Origin of the sequence: Bradyrhizobium sp., from assembly GCF_030697065.1 — a bacterium.
GTDB lineage: Bacteria > Pseudomonadota > Alphaproteobacteria > Rhizobiales > Xanthobacteraceae > Bradyrhizobium.
On the sequence record NZ_JAUYQU010000008.1, the window covers coordinates 26,562 to 43,925 of the forward strand.

Sequence of the window (17,364 nt, forward strand, 5' to 3'; positions counted from 1 at the left end):
GTGGCGCATGGCCGGCGAAATGGTAATTGGGGCGGATGGGGATTCGACAGTCAAATCGGGCGGCCGGGGCGGCGCGAGGCGCGCTCGCGGTGGCCGCGTGTCTCGTGCTCGCCAACTGCGCCTCGTCGGGCAAGTTCGCCAGCAAGGTCGATCCCAAATATGGCGTTTCCTCCAGTCCCCGGGTGGTCGCGATGGGCGACCCGGTGCCGAAGGGCGGCGGCACCTACCGTGTCGGCAAGCCCTATTCGGTCGCTGGCCGTGTCTACGTGCCGGAACATGACCCCAACTACCGCGCCGAGGGCATGGCTTCATGGTACGGCGACGACTTCCACGGCCGGCTGACCGCCAATGGCGAGGTCTTCGACATGAGCTCGCTGACCGCTGCCCATCCCACGCTTCCGATTCCCAGCTACGCGCGGGTGACCAATCTCTCTAACGGCAAATCGCTGATCGTCCGCGTCAATGACCGCGGGCCCTTCCACAGCAATCGCCTGATAGACGTCTCGAACAGAGCCTCCGAACTACTTGAATTCAAAAGCAAAGGTGTTGCTCGCGTACGGGTCGAATATGTCGGCCGGGCGCCGCTCGAGGGCTCCGACGACCGCCAGCTGGTCGCGACCTTGCGCACCGGCGAACCGGCGCCGTCGCCCTCGCTGGTGCGGGTCGCTTCGGCCCGCCCGTTCGTTCCCGAGGTCTCGGCCCGCGCCATCCGTGGTGAGGTTCCGATGCCGGAGGGCAGGCCCTACAGCCTCGGCAACACCTCGCAGGATCTGGCCTCGATCAACGCCACGTCCGAGATGTCCGCCTCCAGCCGTACCCGTCCGGCCGGACGCGCGATCGAAAATCCCCGCACGGTGTCCTACGAGAATGACCCGCGGTTTGCTCCCGGCATCAGGCCGGTCAGCGCCTATGCGCCGGTCGATCCGCGCGGTCCCCGTGAATTACTGACCGGACGCGGGCTCTATTGAGCCTGCCGGCTAAGCCGCCGTCGCCTTCAGGAAGGTGACCAGCGCCGCGTTGACCTCGGCAGCGCATTCCTGCTGGATCCAGTGGCCGGCGCCCTCGATGATCAGCTTCTGACGCAATCCCGGCAGTACCCGCTCCATATCGCCGACCCGCTTGGCGCCGATCAGGCCGGTGATGACCGAATCCTTCGATCCCGCGATGAACAGCGAGGGCTGGTGGATTTGCGCGCCCTGCCACGGCGCAGTCAGTTCCCAGTTGCGGTCGATGTTGCGGTACCAGTTCAGCCCGCCACGGAAGCCGGATTGCCGATAGGCCTCGCTGAAATGAGCGAGGTCGGCCTCACTGAGCCAGGCCGGCAACGGCAAATCGGCGCGCGGGTTGCCGAGAAATCCCTTTCCATCCTCAACGAACATCGACGCCGAGGGATCGGAAAATCCGCGTCCCAGCAGGGTTCGCATCGACAAGTCGACATCGCGCTCGAACTCGGCTTCGGCGACCCCGGGGGTCTGGAAGTACTGCCAGTAGAAATTGGTGATGCCGCTGTCGCGCAGGGTATCGAGCGGCCGGCCGCGCCCCCGGAGCGGCGGCGGCACGCTCAGCCCCGCCACGGCGGTGAAGATGTCCGGCCGGAACAATGCGGCATGCCAGGCGACCGGGGCGCCCCAGTCGTGGCCGATGATCACGGCCTGCTTTTCACCGAGCGCCTGCACCAGCGCGACCATGTCGCCGACATGGTCGAAAATGCTGTAGGCGCCGACCTCGGCGGGCGCGCTGGTCTTGCCGAAGCCGCGCATGTCGGGGGCCGCGACCCGAAAACCCGCCGCCGCGATAACGGGGATCTGGTGCCGCCAGGAATAGGACAATTCCGGCCAGCCATGGCAGAGCACGACGAGCGGACCTTCGCCCTGTTCGCGCAGAAAAATATCGATGCCATTGGCGCTGACCGTGCGTGTGGATGGCATCGCTTTTCCGCCTTGTTTCGGGGGTTTTGTTGAGGAAACCTCAAAGCGGCAGGATAAGATCGTTTGATCGGTACCGCAATCAGATCGGCGCCGCGGCATCCGGCAAACCCCGTGTTGTTTGCGCTACGTCCAACTGGTAGAAGGCCGGCTTCAAGGCATCCCGATGGCAGTCGAAATCTCATCCACCCGCAAATCCGGGTCCGCGAAGCGACCCCTGTGGGGCGGCCTGCTGGCGGCGCTTGTCGCCATGGCGGTCGGGTGGGGCGGGCTGGTCTACGCCGCCAACAACAGCGTGCAGGGCGCAAAGAAGGAGGTCGAGGGCGGCTTCGACGGCGATGCGCCGACCGCGATCCTGATCGAGGCCTCCAGCGGCAGCGTGCTGTTCGAGAAGAACGCCGACGAGTTGCGCGCGCCCTCCAGCATGATGAAGCTGATGACCGCCGAGGTGGTCTTCAACGCCATCAAGAAAGGCGAGGTCAAGCTCACCGACGAATATCGCGTCAGTGAAAATGCCTGGCGCAAGGGCGGCGCGCCTTCGGGCGGCTCGACGATGTTTGCGGCGATCCACAGCAAGATTTCGGTCGACGATTTGCTGCGTGGCGCCATCATCCAGAGCGGTAACGACGCCTGCATGATCCTGGCCGAGGCCATGGCCGGCAACGAGCGCACCTTCGCCACCGAGATGATGACCCGGCGCGCGCGAGAGATTGGCCTGACCAAGTCGACCTTCGGCAATTCGAGCGGGCTGCCGGATCCCGCCAACAAGATGACGGTGCGCGAGCTCGCCAGGCTCGCCCGCCACATTATCCTGACCCATCCGGATTTCTACAAACTGTTCGGCGAACGCGAATTCACCTGGAACAAGATCCGGCAGCAGAATCGCAATCCGCTGCTGAACGCGCTCGAAGGCGCCGACGGGCTGAAGACCGGCCACACCCGGGACGGCGGCTACGGCATGGTCGGCTCGGCCGTGCAGGACGGCTTGCGGTTGATCGTCGTGGTCAACGGCCTTGAAGATGCCGGCGATCGCGCCTCGGAAGCCAGGAAGATGCTGGAATGGGGATTTCGCAATTTCGAGGCCCGCACGCTTTTTGCGGCCGAGCAGACGGTCGGCTGGGCCAAGGTATTTGGCGGCGACAGCGGGTCGGTCAAGCTCACCAGCTCCGAACCGATCAAGGTGATGGTGCAGAAAAACGGCACCGACAAATTGATCGCGCGGGTGGTCTATAACGGGCCGGTGCGCGCGCCGGTCGAGGCGGGCCAGCGGATAGGGTTCGTCAAGGTCTGGCGCGGCCCCAACCTCGCGGTGGAAGCTCCGGTCGTTGCGGCCGAGCCGGTAGCGCGGGGATCGACGGTGCGGCGGGCGCTCGACGGGGTGAGCGAACTCGTGATCGGGATGTTTCGCGCCGGCGTCGAGAAGCTCTGACCATGGCCGAGCCAGCGGTCAAACGAGTTCCCGGGCGCGGACGATTCATCACCTTTGAGGGCGGCGAGGGATCCGGCAAATCCACCCAGATCAGGGCGCTGGCGCAACGCCTCGACGCCGCCGGGCTGCGCACCCTCGTCACCCGCGAGCCCGGGGGATCGCCGGGCGCGGAGATTATCCGCCATCTGGTGCTGTCGGGCATGGGCAAGCTGCTCGGCCCCGACGCGGAGACGCTGCTGTTCGCGGCCGCGCGCGACGACCATGTGCGCACGGTGATCGAGCCGGCGCTGGCCAGGGGCACATGGGTGCTGTGCGACCGGTTCTCGGATTCGACGCGCGCTTATCAGGGCAGGCTGGGCCAGGTCACGCCGGCCTTTCTCGACGCGATGCAGCGGGTCACCATCGGCGACCTCAAGCCCGATCTGACCTTCATTCTCGACGTTCCCGTGGAGGTCGGCATGAAGCGGGCGGCGATCCGGCGCGGCGCCGGCGCGCCAGACCGGTTCGAATCGGAAAACCTCAAATTCCATCAGGATCTGCGCGAGGCCTACCGGCAGATTGCCGCCGAAGATCCGCAGCGCTGCGTGCTGGTCGACGCCGATGCCGACACGGCTACCGTTGCGGCCAGCGTGTGGACGGCCGTGCGCGACCGCTTCTTCAAGGCCGATGTCGGCAGCATGGCCAGTCTCGCATGAGCGCCCGCAAGGTCGAGCAGCAAATCGCGGCGCCCCATCCGCGCGAAACCACCGCCTGGTTCGGCCATCGCGACGCCGAGCTGGCGCTGCTGGACGCGTTTCGCGGCGGACGCATTCCCCACGCCTGGCTGATCGGCGGCGCCCAGGGCATCGGCAAGGCGACGCTGGCCTACCGGATGGCCAAGTTCGTGCTCGCCCATCGCAATCCGCAGGCTTCGGCTGTGCAGGACGCCCGGACCCTTCACGTCGAGCCCACCGACCCGGTGGCGCGCCATGTCGCGGCCGGCGCCCATGGCGGCCTGCTGACGCTGGAACGCAGCCTCAACGACAAGGGGGTGATGCGTACGGTGATTACCGTTGACGAGACCCGGGAGACCATCGGGTTTTTCGGCTCGACCGCGGCGGTGGAGGGCTGGCGGGTCTGCATCGTCGATACCGTCGACGAACTCAATCCCAATGCCGCCAACGCGCTGTTGAAGATTCTCGAGGAGCCGCCGCAGCAATCGCTGTTCCTGCTGGTCAGCCACGCACCGGCCCGGGTGCTGGCGACGATCCAGTCGCGCTGCCGCAAACTGGCGTTGCGGCCGCTCTCGACCTCCGACGTCCTCGGCGCCGCCGCGGCAGCCACCGGCGTCGCGATCGACGATCCCGCGCTGAACGAGGCGGCGGAAGCGGCGGAGGGCAGCGTTTCGCGGGCGCTGACGCTGCTCGGCGGCGACGCCCTGAAATTGCATCAGCGCACCGCGGCGCTGCTGGCGACGCTGCCGCGGGTCGATCCGCGCGAGCTGCATGCGCTCGGCGACGCGCTCGGCGGCAGCGACCGGGTGGCGCTGGCGGCCTTCGTCGATAGCGTCGAACGCTGGGTCAGCGCGCGGCTGCGCGCCGACGACGCCAATGCCAACGCCAACCTGCCGCGCCTTGCACGGCTGGCGGAGGTGTGGGAAAAGATCAACCGCGCCGCGCGCGACACCGAATCCTACAATCTTGAGCGAAAACCACTGGTTTTCTCGGTGTTCGGGATGCTTGCGGAAGCAACGCGATAAGCGTCCCGTGCGCGATCACCTCCCGGCAATCCGGTTTGAGCGATAAAGGAATTTGTGGTGGCGACACCTAGAAAAAAGGCTTCCAGCAAGCCAAGGACGAAGAAGGCCAGCAAGGTCTCGCGGGCCCGCGCCAGCAAGAAGACGACCGCAAAAAAGCATGGCAAGCGCGTGGTGAAGAAAGCCAGGAAAACCGTCAGGAAGACGGTCAAGAAAGCCGCGAAGAAGGCGGTCAAGAAAGCCGCGAAGAAGACACGAAAGGCGGGGGCCAAGAAAACCGCCAGCAAGAAAACCGCCAGCAAGAAAAGCGCCAAGCGCCCGGCAAAACAATCCGCCAGCAGGGCAACATCGAGCAAGGCGCTTTCCGCACCGAAACCAGCGCCCGTCGCCAGGCCGGCCCGCAAGGTCACCGCCAGGCCTACGACAACAGCTGCTATCGTCGCGACCGTGCCGGCATCCGTCGACACCAACAGGTTCTACATCACGACGGCGATTGCATATCCGAACGGAGTGCCGCATATCGGCCACGCCTATGAGGCGATCGCGACCGATGCGCTGGCGCGGTTTCAGCGGCTCGACGGCAAGGACGTGTTCTTTCTCACCGGAACCGACGAGCACGGCCAGAAGATGGTCCAGACCGCGGAAGCCGAGAAGCTCCCGACGCTGGAAGTCGCGACCCGCAATGCGCTTCGGTTCAAGCAGATGGACGAGCGTCTCAACGTCTCGTTCGATCGCTTCATCCGCACCACCGAAGAACAGCACCACCGTTCCAGCCAGGAAATCTGGAAGCGGATGGCCGCCAATGGCGACATCTATCTCGACAGCTATGCCGGCTGGTATTCTGTGCGCGACGAGGCCTATTACGCCGAGGACGAAACCATCGTCGGCGAGGACAACGTGCGGCGCGGACCGCAGGGCACGGCGGTCGAGTGGGTTGAGGAGAAGAGCTACTTCTTCAAACTGTCAGCCTATCAGGACCGGCTGCTGAAACTTTACGAGACCCAGCCCGATTTTATCGGGCCCGACTCGCGCAAGAACGAGGTGGTCAGCTTCGTCAAAGGCGGATTGCGGGACCTGTCGATCTCGCGCACCACGTTCGATTGGGGCGTCAAGGTACCCGGCGACCCCGAGCATGTCATGTACGTCTGGGTCGACGCGCTGACCAACTACATCACCGGCGTCGGCTTTCCCGACGAGGGCGACGCCAACTGGCGATTCTGGCCGGCGGATCTGCATGTGATCGGCAAGGACATCATCCGTTTCCACGCGGTGTACTGGCCGGCGTTCCTGATGTCGGCGGGCATTCCGGTGCAGAAGCGCGTCTATGCCCACGGCTTCCTGTTCAGCCGCGGCGAGAAGATGTCGAAGTCGCTCGGCAATGTCGTCGATCCCTTCAATCTCGCCGACCAGTACGGCGTCGATCAGGTGCGCTATTTCTTCCTGCGCGAGGTGCCGTTCGGCCAGGACGGCAACTACAACCACGAAGCCATCGTCGCCCGCATCAATGCCGACCTCGCCAACGATCTCGGCAATCTGGCGCAGCGGTCGCTGTCGATGATCGCAAAGCAACTCGACGGCGTGCTGCCCGAGCCCGGCGAGTTCAGCGACAGCGACAGGGCGATGTTGGCGCAGGCCGACGGCATGCTGGAACTGGCGCGCACCGCGATGGCGACCCAGCAGATCCACCAGGCGCTCAATGCGGTCTGGGCCGTGGTGGCGGAGGCCAACCGCTATTTTGCGGGCGAGGCGCCGTGGGCGCTGGCGAAGACCGATCCGGCGCGGCAGCGCACCGTGCTGTACGTCACCGCCGAGGTCGTGCGCCAGGTCGCCATTCTGGCGCAACCCGTCATGCCGGATTCATCGGCGAAGATGCTCGACAGTCTCGGCATTCCCGGCGACATCGAGTCGCGCAGTTTTGCCGCCCTCGCCACGCGGATCAAGGCCGGCAGCAAACTGCCTGCGCCGACCGGAATCTTCCCGCGCTACGTCGAACCGACCGCCGGCTGAACGGTTGGATCGCCATGCTCGTCGACAGCCACTGCCATCTCGATTTCCCTGATTTCGCCGACGATCTCGACGGCATCGTCGCGCGGGCGGAAAGCGCGGGAGTAGGGCGCATCGTCACCATCTCGACGCGGGTACGCCGGCTTGCCGGACTGCTCGAAATCACCGAACGGTTCCCCAACGTCTATTGCTCGGTCGGCACCCATCCGCATCACGCCGACGAGGAGGACGGGATTGCCGCGGCCGAACTGATCGAGCTGACCAGCCATCCCAAGGTGGTGGCGCTGGGCGAGGCGGGGCTGGATAATTTCTACGATAACGGCTCGCCGGCAGCGCAGGAGCGCGGCTTTCGCGCCCACATCGCCGCCGCCCGTGCCACCGGCCTGCCGCTGGTGATCCATACCCGCGACGCCGACGAGGCCTGCGGCCGCGTGCTCGAGGACGAGATGGCCAAAGGCGCCTTTCGCGCAGTGCTGCATTGCTACACTGGCGGACGCGAGCTGGCGTTGAAGGCGATCGGCCTCGGGCTGTCGATTTCGTTCACGGGCATTCTGACCTTCAAGAAGTCGCAGGCCCTGCGCGACCTCGCGGCCGAACTGCCGGCCGATCGCATCATGGTGGAAACCGACGCGCCGTATCTGGCACCCGGAAAATTCCGCGGCAAGCGCAACGAGCCTTCCTACGTGGTTGAAGTGGCAAAAGTGCTGGCGGAGGCGCGCGGCGTCTCGCTGGAGGAGATTTCGCGCCAGACCTCCGAAAACTTCTTCCGGCTGTTCAGCAAGGTGCCGGCGCCGAAAGCTGCGGCATGACGCTGACGCTGACAATCCTCGGCTGCGGCTCCTCGGCCGGCGTGCCGCGTCCGGCGCTGGGCTGGGGCGCCTGCGATCCCGGCAATCCGAAAAACCGCCGCCGCCGCTGCTCGCTGCTGGCCGAGCGCGCCGGGGAGGGCGGCCTCACCCGGATCGTGATCGATACCTCGCCCGATTTGCGCGAGCAGCTGATCGATGCCGAGGTCGACCACATCGACGCGGTCTTCCTGACCCATGAGCATGCCGACCAGACCCACGGCATCGACGATCTCCGCTCGGTTGTGCTGCATCAGCGCCGGCGGATTCCGGTTTATCTGAACCAGGCGACCGCGGACCATGTCCTGCTGCGGTTCTCCTATTGCTTCGTGGCGCCGCCCGGCAGCGACTATCCGCCGATCCTCGACCATCATTCGATCGAAAGCGGCGAGAGCCGGACCATCGAAGGCAAGGGCGGTCCGGTGACGCTGGCCGCCTTCATCATGCAGCACGGCAACATTCCGGCACTCGGCTACCGGATCGGCGATTCCGCCTATACGCCCGATGTCAGCGACATTCCGGCCGAGAGCTGGCCTTACCTGAAAGATCTCGATCTCTGGATCATCGACGGGCTGCGCTATGCCGCTCACCCCAGCCATTTCAGCGTCAACGATGCGCTGGCCTGGATCGACCGCTTCAAGCCGCGTCGCGCCGTCATCACCAACATGCATTCCGACCTGGACTACGAGGTGTTGCGAAAGAGCCTGCCTCAGGGCGTGATTCCGGCGTTCGATGGGATGCGGCTGACGCTGGACCAGGCAGAATAGGCCGCATTTGCCTTGGCGCCGTTCGATCGTGATAATGCGGACCTGGTTGCAATTCGGGGGCCATAGCGGCACAGGTCTTGCTTTTGATAATCAACAGGTTGGTCTAACGTCAGCTCCCGGACGGGGTTACGGCGATAGAATGGGGGACTGATTGACAGAGCGCGCTGACGATCTGCCGGCTGACGGGTTGCTCAGGCGTGTGCTCGACGGTCTCTATCTTGGCGCCGGGTATCTGGCCGCCGTTTTCCTGCTCGTGATCTTCGCGATCATGATGCTGATGTCGGTGGGGCGGCAGTTCGCGCTCAATATTCCCGCCGGTGACGATTTCGCATCCTGGTGCATGGCCGCGATGGCGTTTCTCGGCCTCGCCCACACCTTCAAACGCGGGGAAATGATCCGCGTCGGCATGGTGCTGGAGCGGCTGCGCGGGCGGACCAAGCAGATCGCCGAGATCGCGGCGCTGACCATCGCCACGGGATTCGTGCTCTATTTTACGCGCCACGCGGTGCAAATGACCTACGATTCCTGGCGATTCAACGACATGGCGCAGGGTGTCGTCGCGCTGCCCCTTTGGATTCCGCAGCTCGGCTTTTCCGGCGGTCTGGCGATCCTGTCGATCGCGCTGATCGACGAACTGGTCAGCGTCAGCCGCGGCCGCCGGCCGAGCTATGAAAAGGGTTCGCCGGACGAAACCCCCGATGAGTTTATCGAACGGATCGCGCAAGGCGGCGGAGGTTGATGATGCTCAACCTCGGCCTGGTCGAACTGGCATTCATTCTGCTCGGCGTCATGGTCGCGCTGCTGGCGAGCGGCGTCTGGATCGCGATCGCGCTGGGGCTCGTTGGCTTCGTGGCGATGGCGCTGACCACGTCGGTACCGCTCGGCACGGTGCTTGCCACCGCGACCTGGAGCGCGAGCGCATCATGGACGCTGGCCGCGCTGCCATTGTTCATCTGGATGGGAGAAATTCTCTTCCGCACCAAATTGTCGGAGGAAATGTTCCGCGGCATTTCACCCTGGGTGCAGTGGCTGCCCGGGCGGCTGACGCATGTGAACGTGATCGGCTGCGGCATCTTCGCCGCGGTATCGGGCTCCTCGGCCGCGACCTGCGCGACCATCGGAAAGATTGCGCTCCCTGAACTCGACAAGCGCGGTTACGACAAGAACCTCAGCCTCGGCTCGCTGGCCGGTTCCGGAACCCTGGGCCTGCTGATCCCGCCGTCGATCCCGATGGTGGTCTATGCGGTGACTGCGAACGTTTCCGTGCTGCAGGTATTCCTCGGCGGCTTCCTGCCGGGCATGCTCGTGATGGCGCTCTATTCCGGCTACATCATCGCCTGGTCGCTGCTCAATCCCGGCAAGGTACCGCCGCGCGACCCGCCGATGCCGTTGCGCCGGAAGATGCAGGAATCCGCCAAGCTCTTTCCCTGTCTCCTGCTCATTCTCGCGGTGTTCCTCTCGCTGGTCCTCGGCTTTGCCACCGCGACCGAATGCGCGGCATGGGGCGTTTCCGGCGCGCTGCTGCTGGCATGGTGGAGCGGCACGCTGACCCGCGCGACTTTCTTCGAGAGCGTGATGAGCGCGACGCGCCTGACCTGCATGATCATGCTGATCCTGGCGGGCGCGGCCTACACCACTGCGGCGATGGCTTACACCGGCATACCGGCGGCGCTGGCCGAATGGGTGAAGGGACAGGATCTCACGCCCAGCATGCTGGCGCTGTATCTCAGCGTCATGTACATCATTCTCGGATGCCTGATCGACGGCATCTCGATGATCGTTCTCACCGCCGTCGTCGTGTTGCCGATGGTCAAGGAAGCCGGCTTCGATCTCATCTGGTTCGGCATCTATCTCATCATCCACGTCGAGATGGCGCAGATCACGCCGCCGGTCGGTTTCAATCTGTTCGTGCTGCAGAACATGAGCGGGCGCGATACCATGACCGTCACGCGTGCGGCATTTCCGTTTTTCATCCTGCTGCTGGCGACCGTATTCATCATCACCGAGTTTCCACAGATCGTGCTGTATCTGCCCAAGCTCGCTTTTCCCGACTGAACCCGCTACACTTTCCCTGTCACCTTGAGGAGTAGTTCGATGAAATCTCGCTTACTCGGCCTAAGTCTTGTTGCCGGTCTCGCTCTGGCCGCGGCGCCGGCCCAGGCGCAAACCAAATGGAACCTGCCGGCCGCCTACGCGGCCGACAATCCGCATTCGGAAAACCTGATGGCCTTTGCCAAGGACGTCGATGCCGCCACATCGGGAAAACTGCTGATTACGGTTCATCCGGGCGCGTCGCTGTTCAAGGCGCCCGACATCAAGCGCGCGGTGGCGACCGGGCAGGCGCAGATGGGCGAGGTGCTGCTCTCGATCCACGAGAACGAGGACCCGATCTTCGGTCTCGATGTCGTGCCGTTTCTCTCCACCAGCTATCCGGCGGCGATGAAGCTGTATCAGGCGTCGAAAGCGACCATCTCCAAGAAGCTGGAAGCCCAGGGGCTCAAGCTGCTGTTCGCCGTGCCATGGGCGCCGCAGGGCGTTTACGCCAACAAGCCGCTCGCCAGCATCGAGGATCTCAAGGGCATGAAGTGGCGCGCCTACAATGTCGGCACGACACGAATCGGCGAACTGGTCGGCGCACAGCCCGTCACGGTGCAGGCGGCCGAACTGCCGCAGGCGCTCGCAACCGGCGTGGTGAATGCATTCATCACTTCCGGCGGCACCGGTTACGACTCCAAGGTCTGGGAGTCCCTGAAGTATTTCTATGATGTGCAGGCGTGGCTCCCCAAGAACTTCACCTTCGTCAACAAGGCCGCGTTCGACGCACTCGACAAGCCGACCCAGGAAGCCATCCTGAAGGCAGCCGCGACGGCGGAGACGCGCGGCTGGAAGGCGTGGGAAACCAAGAGCAACTGGTATCTCGACCAGCTCAAGGCCAAGGGCATGACCGTCGAACCGCCGGGCCCGGCGCTGAAGGCGGGCTTCGAGAAAATCGGCGAACAGCTCACCGCCGACTGGCTGAAGAAGGCCGGGGCCGATGGCCAGGCCCTGGTCGACGCCTACAAGAAGATGTGAGGGACGCTGTCATCCCGGCGCTACTGTTTGAGGTGGTACGCGCGCCGCCACACCGCAACTCGTGATCCTCCGCGAACGCGGAGGATCCAGTACGCCGCGACCTCTCTATTCGCCGCTGGCGTCTCTGGAATGCTGCATCCTCCGCGTTCGCGGAGGATGACGAGTTGTGGTGGTGCGGCGGCCTGCGGCAACTCAAACAGTGGAGTTGGGACGACCGCTATGCCGTGATCGCCTTTGCCGAATCCACCTGATTACGCAGCATGAACTTCTGAATCTTTCCCGTCGACGTCTTCGGGATCGGTCCGAACACCACGGTTTTCGGCGTCTTGAAGCCGGACATTTGCTGACGGCAGAACGCGATGATCTCGGCCTCGGTGGCCTGCGCATTTTCCTTCAATTCGACGAACGCGCAGGGCACTTCGCCCCATTTGGAATCCGGCTTGGCCACCACGGCCGCGAACAGCACCGCCGGGTGCTTGTAGAGCACGTCCTCGACCTCGACCGAACTGATGTTCTCGCCGCCTGAAATGATGATGTCCTTGGAGCGGTCCTTGATGATGACGTAGCCGTGCGCGTCGAGCACGCCGAGATCGCCGGTATGAAACCAGCCGCCGGCGAAGGCCTCCTGGGTGGCTTTCTCGTTCTTCAGATACCCCTTCATCACGATATTGCCGCGGAACATCACTTCGCCGATGGTCTCGCCGTCGCGCGGTACCTCACGCATTGTGGCGGGATCGAGCACGGTGACAGCTTCCTGCAGCGGGTAGGGCACTCCCTGCCGGCGCTTGAGCTGCGCGCGCTGGTCGGCCGGCAGGTCATCCCAGCCCGGCTGCTCCGCGCACACCGAGGCCGGGCCATAGACCTCGGTGAGGCCATAGACATGGGTCAGCCTGATGCCGATGCGCTCGGCGCCTTCCAGCACCGCGACCGGAGGTGCCGCGCCCGCGATCAGCCCGACGACCGGCCGCGCGGCCTTTCCCTTGGGCGCGTCCGGCGCGTTGATCAGCACATTGTAGACGATCGGCGCGCCGCACATATGGGTGACGCCATGGGCCTTGATCAACTCGAATATCCTGGTTGGATCGACCTTGCGCAGACAGACATTGACGCCGGCCGACGCCGCGATGGTCCAGGGAAAACACCAGCCGTTGCAGTGGAACATCGGCAGGGTCCAGAGATAGACCGGATGCTGGCCGAGCCCGCCGGCGAGGATATTGCTGACGGCGTTGAGGTAGGCGCCGCGGTGGTGGGTCACGACGCCCTTCGGGTTCCCCGTGGTGCCCGACGTATAGCTGAGCGCGATGGCGTCCCATTCGTCGGCCGGCAGCCGTGCAACGAAACCTTCGTCGCCCTGAGCCACCGCGGCCTCGTATTCGAGTTCGCCGATCCGCTGGCCGCCGGCATACGCCGCATCGTCGACGTCGATGACGAAGGGTTTTGGACCCTTCATCAGGGTCAGCGCCTCGCCGATCACGCCGGAAAACTCCGGATCGACCAGGATGATCCTGGCCCCGCCATGATCGAGCTGGAACGCGATCGATCCGGCATCGAGCCGGATGTTGAGCGCATTGAGCACGGCGCCGGCCATCGGCACCGCGAAATGCAGCTCGTTCATCGCGGGAATGTTCGGCAGCATCGCCGCGACCGTGTCGCCATGGCCGATGCCGCGGCCCGCGAGCCAGGAGGCAAAACGCCGGCAGCGCGCATAGGTCTGCGACCAGGTAAAGCTGCGGCCTTCATAGACGGCGCTGATATGGTCCGGATACACAGCGGCGGTTCGCGCCAGAAAACTCAGCGGGGTCAGCGCCACGTAGTTGGCGGGCGTCTTGTCCAGACCGATGCTGTACTGATCCTGGCTGCTCATTTGATCCTCCCGTGACTTCCGCATTTTGCGCGCAGCATACTCTACGATCCGGGCCGCAGGGTCGGAAGTTGGTTTCGGTCCTGAAGCGCAGGAGGCGCGGACCAAATTGCGTGAGATCGAAAGAGTTTCAGATAACCCTCTGGGATAAATAAGCTATTTTATATTCCATAATATACCTTATGCGAATCAAAGATATGGGCAGCCCTTGACTTTCCATTGCATGGGGTTGTTTTCGATTTTTTGTCCGGGGCCCCTCTACCGCCCCCTGAAGGTCGGCTTGCGCCGGCCGAGGAACGCCGCGACGCCTTCCTTGTGGTCCTCGCTGAGGCTCGCCAGCGCGAACTGGTCGAGGTCCATGTGGCTGGCGAGGTCGTCGAGCGCATGGGTCAGCCGGTTGACGGTCAGCTTGGTCATGGCCACCGACAGTGGCGGCTGGGCGGCGACCTTGGCGGCCAGCGCCATGGCGGCGGCGAAGGCCTGACCAGGGTCGGCCACCTCTTCAACCAGGCCCCATTGATGGGCCTCGGCAGCCGTGATGCGCTGGTCGGCCAGGATCACCGCCTGCTTGGTGCGGGCCGGTCCGATCAGATGCAGCATGCGCGGCACGCTCTGCCAGCTCATGTTCATGCCGAGGCCGATTTCCGGCACCCGCATGTGGCCGTCGCGGGCCATGACGCGAAAGTCCAGCGCCACCGCCAAGGCCACGCCGCCGCCGACGCAAAAGCCCTCGATGGCGCCGATCGTGATCTGTTCCATCTCCTGCCAGGCGCGGGTCAGCCGCGGTCCCAGTTTCAGGTGCCGCCGCAGCGTCCCCAGGTCCATCGTGGCGCGCGCGCGGCCTTCCGGGTCCTTCAGGTCGAAGCCGGCGGTGAACGCCCTGGCGCCGCCGGTCAGCACCACCACCGAGGTGTCGCCGTCGTCCTCGAAACTGCGCGCGGCGTCGGTTAGCTGGCGCAGCGCTTCCGGCGACAACGCGTTGATGCCGTCGCCGCGGTCGAAGCGCACCACGGCGATGCGTCCCTCGGGCCCGAGGCCCTTCTCGATGGTGACAAAGCCAGCCAACTCAGCGTCTCCCTGCCCGTCGCGTTGCGCCGTTTTCCAATGGCGCTTAACTGATTTCTTATAGCCGGGTTCAATCCCTCCGCAACATGGCCGGTCTCTCGTCAATTCAGGAGGACACGATCGCGCTCGGACCGACGCGGCTCCGCTGGTTGCGGCCTGAGCGGTCAGTTCGCAAACCACGGCAGCGCCCGCAGGCCTCGACATCACCGCAATCTTGCGTATCTTGCCGGTATGACCGGACATGACCATGACCACCATCATCACGACCACGATCATTCCGAATTGTCGGAGACCGAGCTGCGGGTGCGCGCGCTCGAGACCATCCTGACCGAAAAAGGCTATGTCGATCCGGCCGCGCTCGACCTTCTGATCGATACTTATGAGACCAAGGTCGGCCCGCGCAACGGCGCCCGGGTGGTGGCGCGGGCATGGTCCGATCCGGCGTTTCGCGCCCGCCTGATCAAGGACGCCACGCCTGCGATCGCGGAACTCGGCTATGCCGGCCGCCAGGGCGAACACATCGTGGCGGTCGAGAACACCCCTCGCCTCCACAACATGGTCGTGTGCACGCTGTGCTCCTGCTATCCGTGGCCGGTGCTCGGGCTGCCGCCGGTCTGGTACAAATCGGCGCCCTACCGCTCCAAGGCGGTGAAGGATCCGCGCGGCGTGCTGGCTGATTTCGGTTTCGAGCTGCCCGACGGCACCGATATCAGGGTTTGGGACTCGACCGCGGAAATTCGCTATTTCGTGCTGCCGATGCGTCCGGCCGGCACCGGGGACTGGAGCGAGCAGCGCCTCGCCGACCTCGTCACCCGCGACAGCATGATCGGTACCGGGCTGCCGAAGCAACCGCACGAGGCCGCCTGATGGAGGGCGCGCACGATATGGGCGGCGTGGCGTGGTCCGGCCCGGTGCGCCCCGAACCCGATGAGCCGATGTTTCACGCCGAATGGGAACGGCGCGCCTTCGCCATCACGCTGGCCATGGCGAGGCCCGGCGGCTGGAACATCGACATGTCGCGCTTTGCGCGCGAGAACCGGCCGCCCGAAGACTATCTGGGCTTGAGCTATTACCAGATATGGCTCGCAGGCCTCGAGCGACTGATGCTGGAGCGTGGCCTGGTCACGGCGGACGAGATCGAGGCCGGCAAGCCGCTGCATCCGGCCAAGCCGGTGGCGCGGACGCTGTCGGCCGACGGCGTCGCTGCCATGCTGCATCGGGGCGGACCGACCCAGCGCGAGGCGGGGAGCCCTGCCCGGTTTGCGGTCGGCGACCGCGTCCGCACCAGAATGATTCATCCCCCGACCCATACAAGGCTGCCGCGTTACGTGCGCGGGCATGTCGGCGTGGTCGAACTGCTGCACGGCGTCCACGTATTTCCCGACAGCAACGCGCTGGGCCAGGAGAATCCGCAGTGGCTTTACACCGTGACCTTCGACGGCCGCGAATTGTGGGGAGCCGACGGCGACGCCAGCGTGAAGACCTCGGTCGACGCCTGGGAATCCTATCTGGAGCCCGCCTGATGTCGCTCGACCCCCAGGCCGCTCTCGATGCCACCCGCGCGGTTCCCGGCATTCCCCGCGACGCCGACGGCCCGGTGTTCCGCGAGCCCTGGGAAGCGCAGGCATTTGCGATGGCGCTGGCGCTGCATGCGCGAGGCCTGTTCAGCTGGAACGAATGGGCGGCCGCGCTTGCCGAAGAGATCAAGCGCGCACAGGCGGCCGGTGATGCCGATACCGGCGAAACCTATTACCGGCACTGGCTGGCGACGCTGGAAAGGCTGATCGCCGACAAGGGCGTCGCCACGCCGGCCACCCTGCACCGCTACCGCGACGCCTGGGACCACGCCGCCGACCGCACCCCGCATGGCTCGCCGATCGTGCTGCTGCCGGAAGATTTTGCGAGTTAGGCGGACGTCGCTGCATACTCACGCCAGCCTTTGGCGCGTAACGCGCAGGCCGGGCATTCGCCGCAGCCATAGCCCCAGTCGTGCCGTGCGCCGCGTTCGCCGAGATAGCAGGTGTGGGAATGTTCGCGGATCAGGTCGACCAGCCCTGTTCCGCCGAGATCATGCGCCAGCTTCCAGGTGGCGGCCTTGTCCAGCCACATCAGCGGCGTATGCAGTTCGAACCGCCTGGCCATGCCGAGATTGAGCGCGGTCTGCAACGCCTTGATGGTTTCATCGCGGCAATCCGGATAGCCGGAATAATCGGTCTCGCACATGCCGCCGACGATATGGGTGATGCCGCGCCGGTAGGCCAGCGCGGCGGCGAATGTCAGGAACACCAGGTTGCGGCCGGGCACGAAGGTGTTGGGCAGGCCATCCGCGCCCATGGCGATCGCGACATCGCGCGTTAGCGCGGTGTCGGAGATATCGGCCAAGGTGGGAATAGCCAGGGTATGGCTTTCGCCGAGCTTGTCTGCCCAACCCGTTCGCAATGATTTCATGCCGTCGAGCAGATGGTCCCGGCATTTCAATTCGATGGCGTGGCGCTGTCCGTAATCGAATCCGAGCATTTCGACACGCGCAAAACGCTGCAGCGCCCAGGCGAGGCAGGTGGCGGAATCCTGTCCGCCGGAAAACAGCACCAGCGCGGTTTCGGTCTGGGGTTGGTCGCTCATGGCGTGCCCATAGCACTCATCGACCGCGGGGCCAATCGG

At 64.9% G+C, this 17,364-nt stretch carries 18 protein-coding genes; 13 read left to right on the plus strand and 5 right to left on the minus strand.

What is annotated here, in order from left to right; translation table 11 throughout:
- Positions 1-35 precede the first annotated feature (35 nt).
- Positions 36-968, plus strand: a complete 933-nt coding sequence (locus Q8R73_RS00615; RefSeq protein ID WP_305717614.1) for a septal ring lytic transglycosylase RlpA family protein — start codon at positions 36-38, stop codon at positions 966-968.
- Positions 969-977: 9 nt separating this feature from the next.
- On the opposite strand, the gene Q8R73_RS00620 is transcribed toward Q8R73_RS00615, so the two are convergent.
- Positions 978-1,928, minus strand: a complete 951-nt coding sequence (locus Q8R73_RS00620) for an alpha/beta fold hydrolase (RefSeq protein WP_305717615.1) — start codon at positions 1,926-1,928, stop codon at positions 978-980.
- Positions 1,929-2,175: 247 nt separating this feature from the next.
- Between Q8R73_RS00620 and Q8R73_RS00625 the strand changes: the two genes are divergently transcribed.
- From Q8R73_RS00625 to Q8R73_RS00635, 3 genes are read left to right on the plus strand one after another with little or no spacing between them, the layout of a single operon-like run.
- On the plus strand, positions 2,176-3,354 hold the full coding sequence (locus Q8R73_RS00625; RefSeq protein ID WP_371125996.1) for a D-alanyl-D-alanine carboxypeptidase family protein: 1,179 nt from the start codon (positions 2,176-2,178) through the stop codon (positions 3,352-3,354).
- A 2-nt stretch (positions 3,355-3,356) separates the two neighbouring features.
- On the plus strand, positions 3,357-4,049 hold the full coding sequence (gene tmk, locus Q8R73_RS00630; protein WP_305717617.1) for a dTMP kinase: 693 nt from the start codon (positions 3,357-3,359) through the stop codon (positions 4,047-4,049).
- The gene (locus Q8R73_RS00635) at positions 4,046-5,092 is read left to right on the plus strand and encodes a DNA polymerase III subunit delta' (protein ID WP_305717618.1); all 1,047 of its coding nucleotides are present in this window, start codon (positions 4,046-4,048) and stop codon (positions 5,090-5,092) included. The genes tmk and Q8R73_RS00635 overlap by 4 nt, the downstream gene beginning before the upstream one ends.
- Here Q8R73_RS00635 and Q8R73_RS26000 read toward each other — a convergent pair.
- Complete coding sequence (locus Q8R73_RS26000; RefSeq protein WP_371125994.1) at positions 5,026-5,556, minus strand: hypothetical protein; 531 nt, start codon at positions 5,554-5,556, stop codon at positions 5,026-5,028. The genes Q8R73_RS00635 and Q8R73_RS26000 overlap by 67 nt on opposite strands.
- Between Q8R73_RS26000 and metG the strand changes: the two genes are divergently transcribed.
- The 6 genes from metG (at position 5,537) to Q8R73_RS00665 (ending at position 11,777) form a co-directional block, all read left to right on the plus strand.
- Positions 5,537-7,096, plus strand: coding sequence for a methionine--tRNA ligase (gene metG / locus Q8R73_RS00640; RefSeq protein WP_371125995.1), 1,560 nt, complete (start codon positions 5,537-5,539; stop codon positions 7,094-7,096). The two genes, Q8R73_RS26000 and metG, sit on opposite strands and share 20 nt — an antisense overlap.
- Positions 7,097-7,110: 14 nt before the next feature.
- Positions 7,111-7,902, plus strand: a complete 792-nt coding sequence (locus tag Q8R73_RS00645; RefSeq protein WP_305717620.1) for a TatD family hydrolase — start codon at positions 7,111-7,113, stop codon at positions 7,900-7,902.
- Complete coding sequence (locus tag Q8R73_RS00650) at positions 7,899-8,705, plus strand: MBL fold metallo-hydrolase (protein WP_305717621.1); 807 nt, start codon at positions 7,899-7,901, stop codon at positions 8,703-8,705. The genes Q8R73_RS00645 and Q8R73_RS00650 overlap by 4 nt, the downstream gene beginning before the upstream one ends.
- A 151-nt stretch (positions 8,706-8,856) precedes the next feature.
- Positions 8,857-9,444, plus strand: coding sequence for a TRAP transporter small permease (locus Q8R73_RS00655; RefSeq protein ID WP_305717622.1), 588 nt, complete (start codon positions 8,857-8,859; stop codon positions 9,442-9,444).
- Positions 9,445-9,446: 2 nt separating this feature from the next.
- Positions 9,447-10,760 (plus strand): TRAP transporter large permease, encoded by a 1,314-nt coding sequence (locus tag Q8R73_RS00660; protein WP_305717642.1) that lies wholly within the window; start codon positions 9,447-9,449, stop codon positions 10,758-10,760.
- Positions 10,761-10,799: 39 nt separating this feature from the next.
- On the plus strand, positions 10,800-11,777 hold the full coding sequence (locus Q8R73_RS00665) for a TRAP transporter substrate-binding protein (protein ID WP_305717623.1): 978 nt from the start codon (positions 10,800-10,802) through the stop codon (positions 11,775-11,777).
- 217 nt (positions 11,778-11,994) lie between these two features.
- Here the strand turns inward: Q8R73_RS00665 and Q8R73_RS00670 are convergent, their stop codons facing one another.
- Positions 11,995-13,641, minus strand: coding sequence for an acyl-CoA synthetase (locus Q8R73_RS00670; RefSeq protein WP_305717624.1), 1,647 nt, complete (start codon positions 13,639-13,641; stop codon positions 11,995-11,997).
- 255 nt (positions 13,642-13,896) lie between these two features.
- Positions 13,897-14,703 carry an enoyl-CoA hydratase/isomerase family protein gene (locus Q8R73_RS00675; protein ID WP_305717625.1) on the minus strand — a complete coding sequence of 269 codons (807 nt, stop codon included), beginning with the start codon at positions 14,701-14,703 and terminating at the stop codon, positions 13,897-13,899.
- A 231-nt stretch (positions 14,704-14,934) separates the two neighbouring features.
- Between Q8R73_RS00675 and nthA the strand changes: the two genes are divergently transcribed.
- From nthA to Q8R73_RS00690, 3 genes are read left to right on the plus strand one after another with little or no spacing between them, the layout of a single operon-like run.
- A complete protein-coding gene (nthA, locus tag Q8R73_RS00680) occupies positions 14,935-15,570 on the plus strand; it encodes a nitrile hydratase subunit alpha (RefSeq protein ID WP_305717626.1) in 636 nt (211 codons plus the stop codon).
- Positions 15,570-16,226 carry a nitrile hydratase subunit beta gene (gene nthB, locus Q8R73_RS00685; protein ID WP_305717627.1) on the plus strand — a complete coding sequence of 219 codons (657 nt, stop codon included), beginning with the start codon at positions 15,570-15,572 and terminating at the stop codon, positions 16,224-16,226. The genes nthA and nthB overlap by 1 nt, the downstream gene beginning before the upstream one ends.
- Positions 16,226-16,612 carry a nitrile hydratase accessory protein gene (locus Q8R73_RS00690; protein WP_305717628.1) on the plus strand — a complete coding sequence of 129 codons (387 nt, stop codon included), beginning with the start codon at positions 16,226-16,228 and terminating at the stop codon, positions 16,610-16,612. Before nthB ends, Q8R73_RS00690 begins: the two co-directional genes overlap by 1 nt.
- Here the strand turns inward: Q8R73_RS00690 and queC are convergent.
- Positions 16,609-17,325: a 7-cyano-7-deazaguanine synthase QueC gene (gene queC, locus Q8R73_RS00695; protein ID WP_305717629.1), complete on the minus strand. Its 717-nt coding sequence runs from the start codon at positions 17,323-17,325 to the stop codon at positions 16,609-16,611. The two genes, Q8R73_RS00690 and queC, sit on opposite strands and share 4 nt — an antisense overlap.
- Positions 17,326-17,364 lie beyond the last annotated feature (39 nt).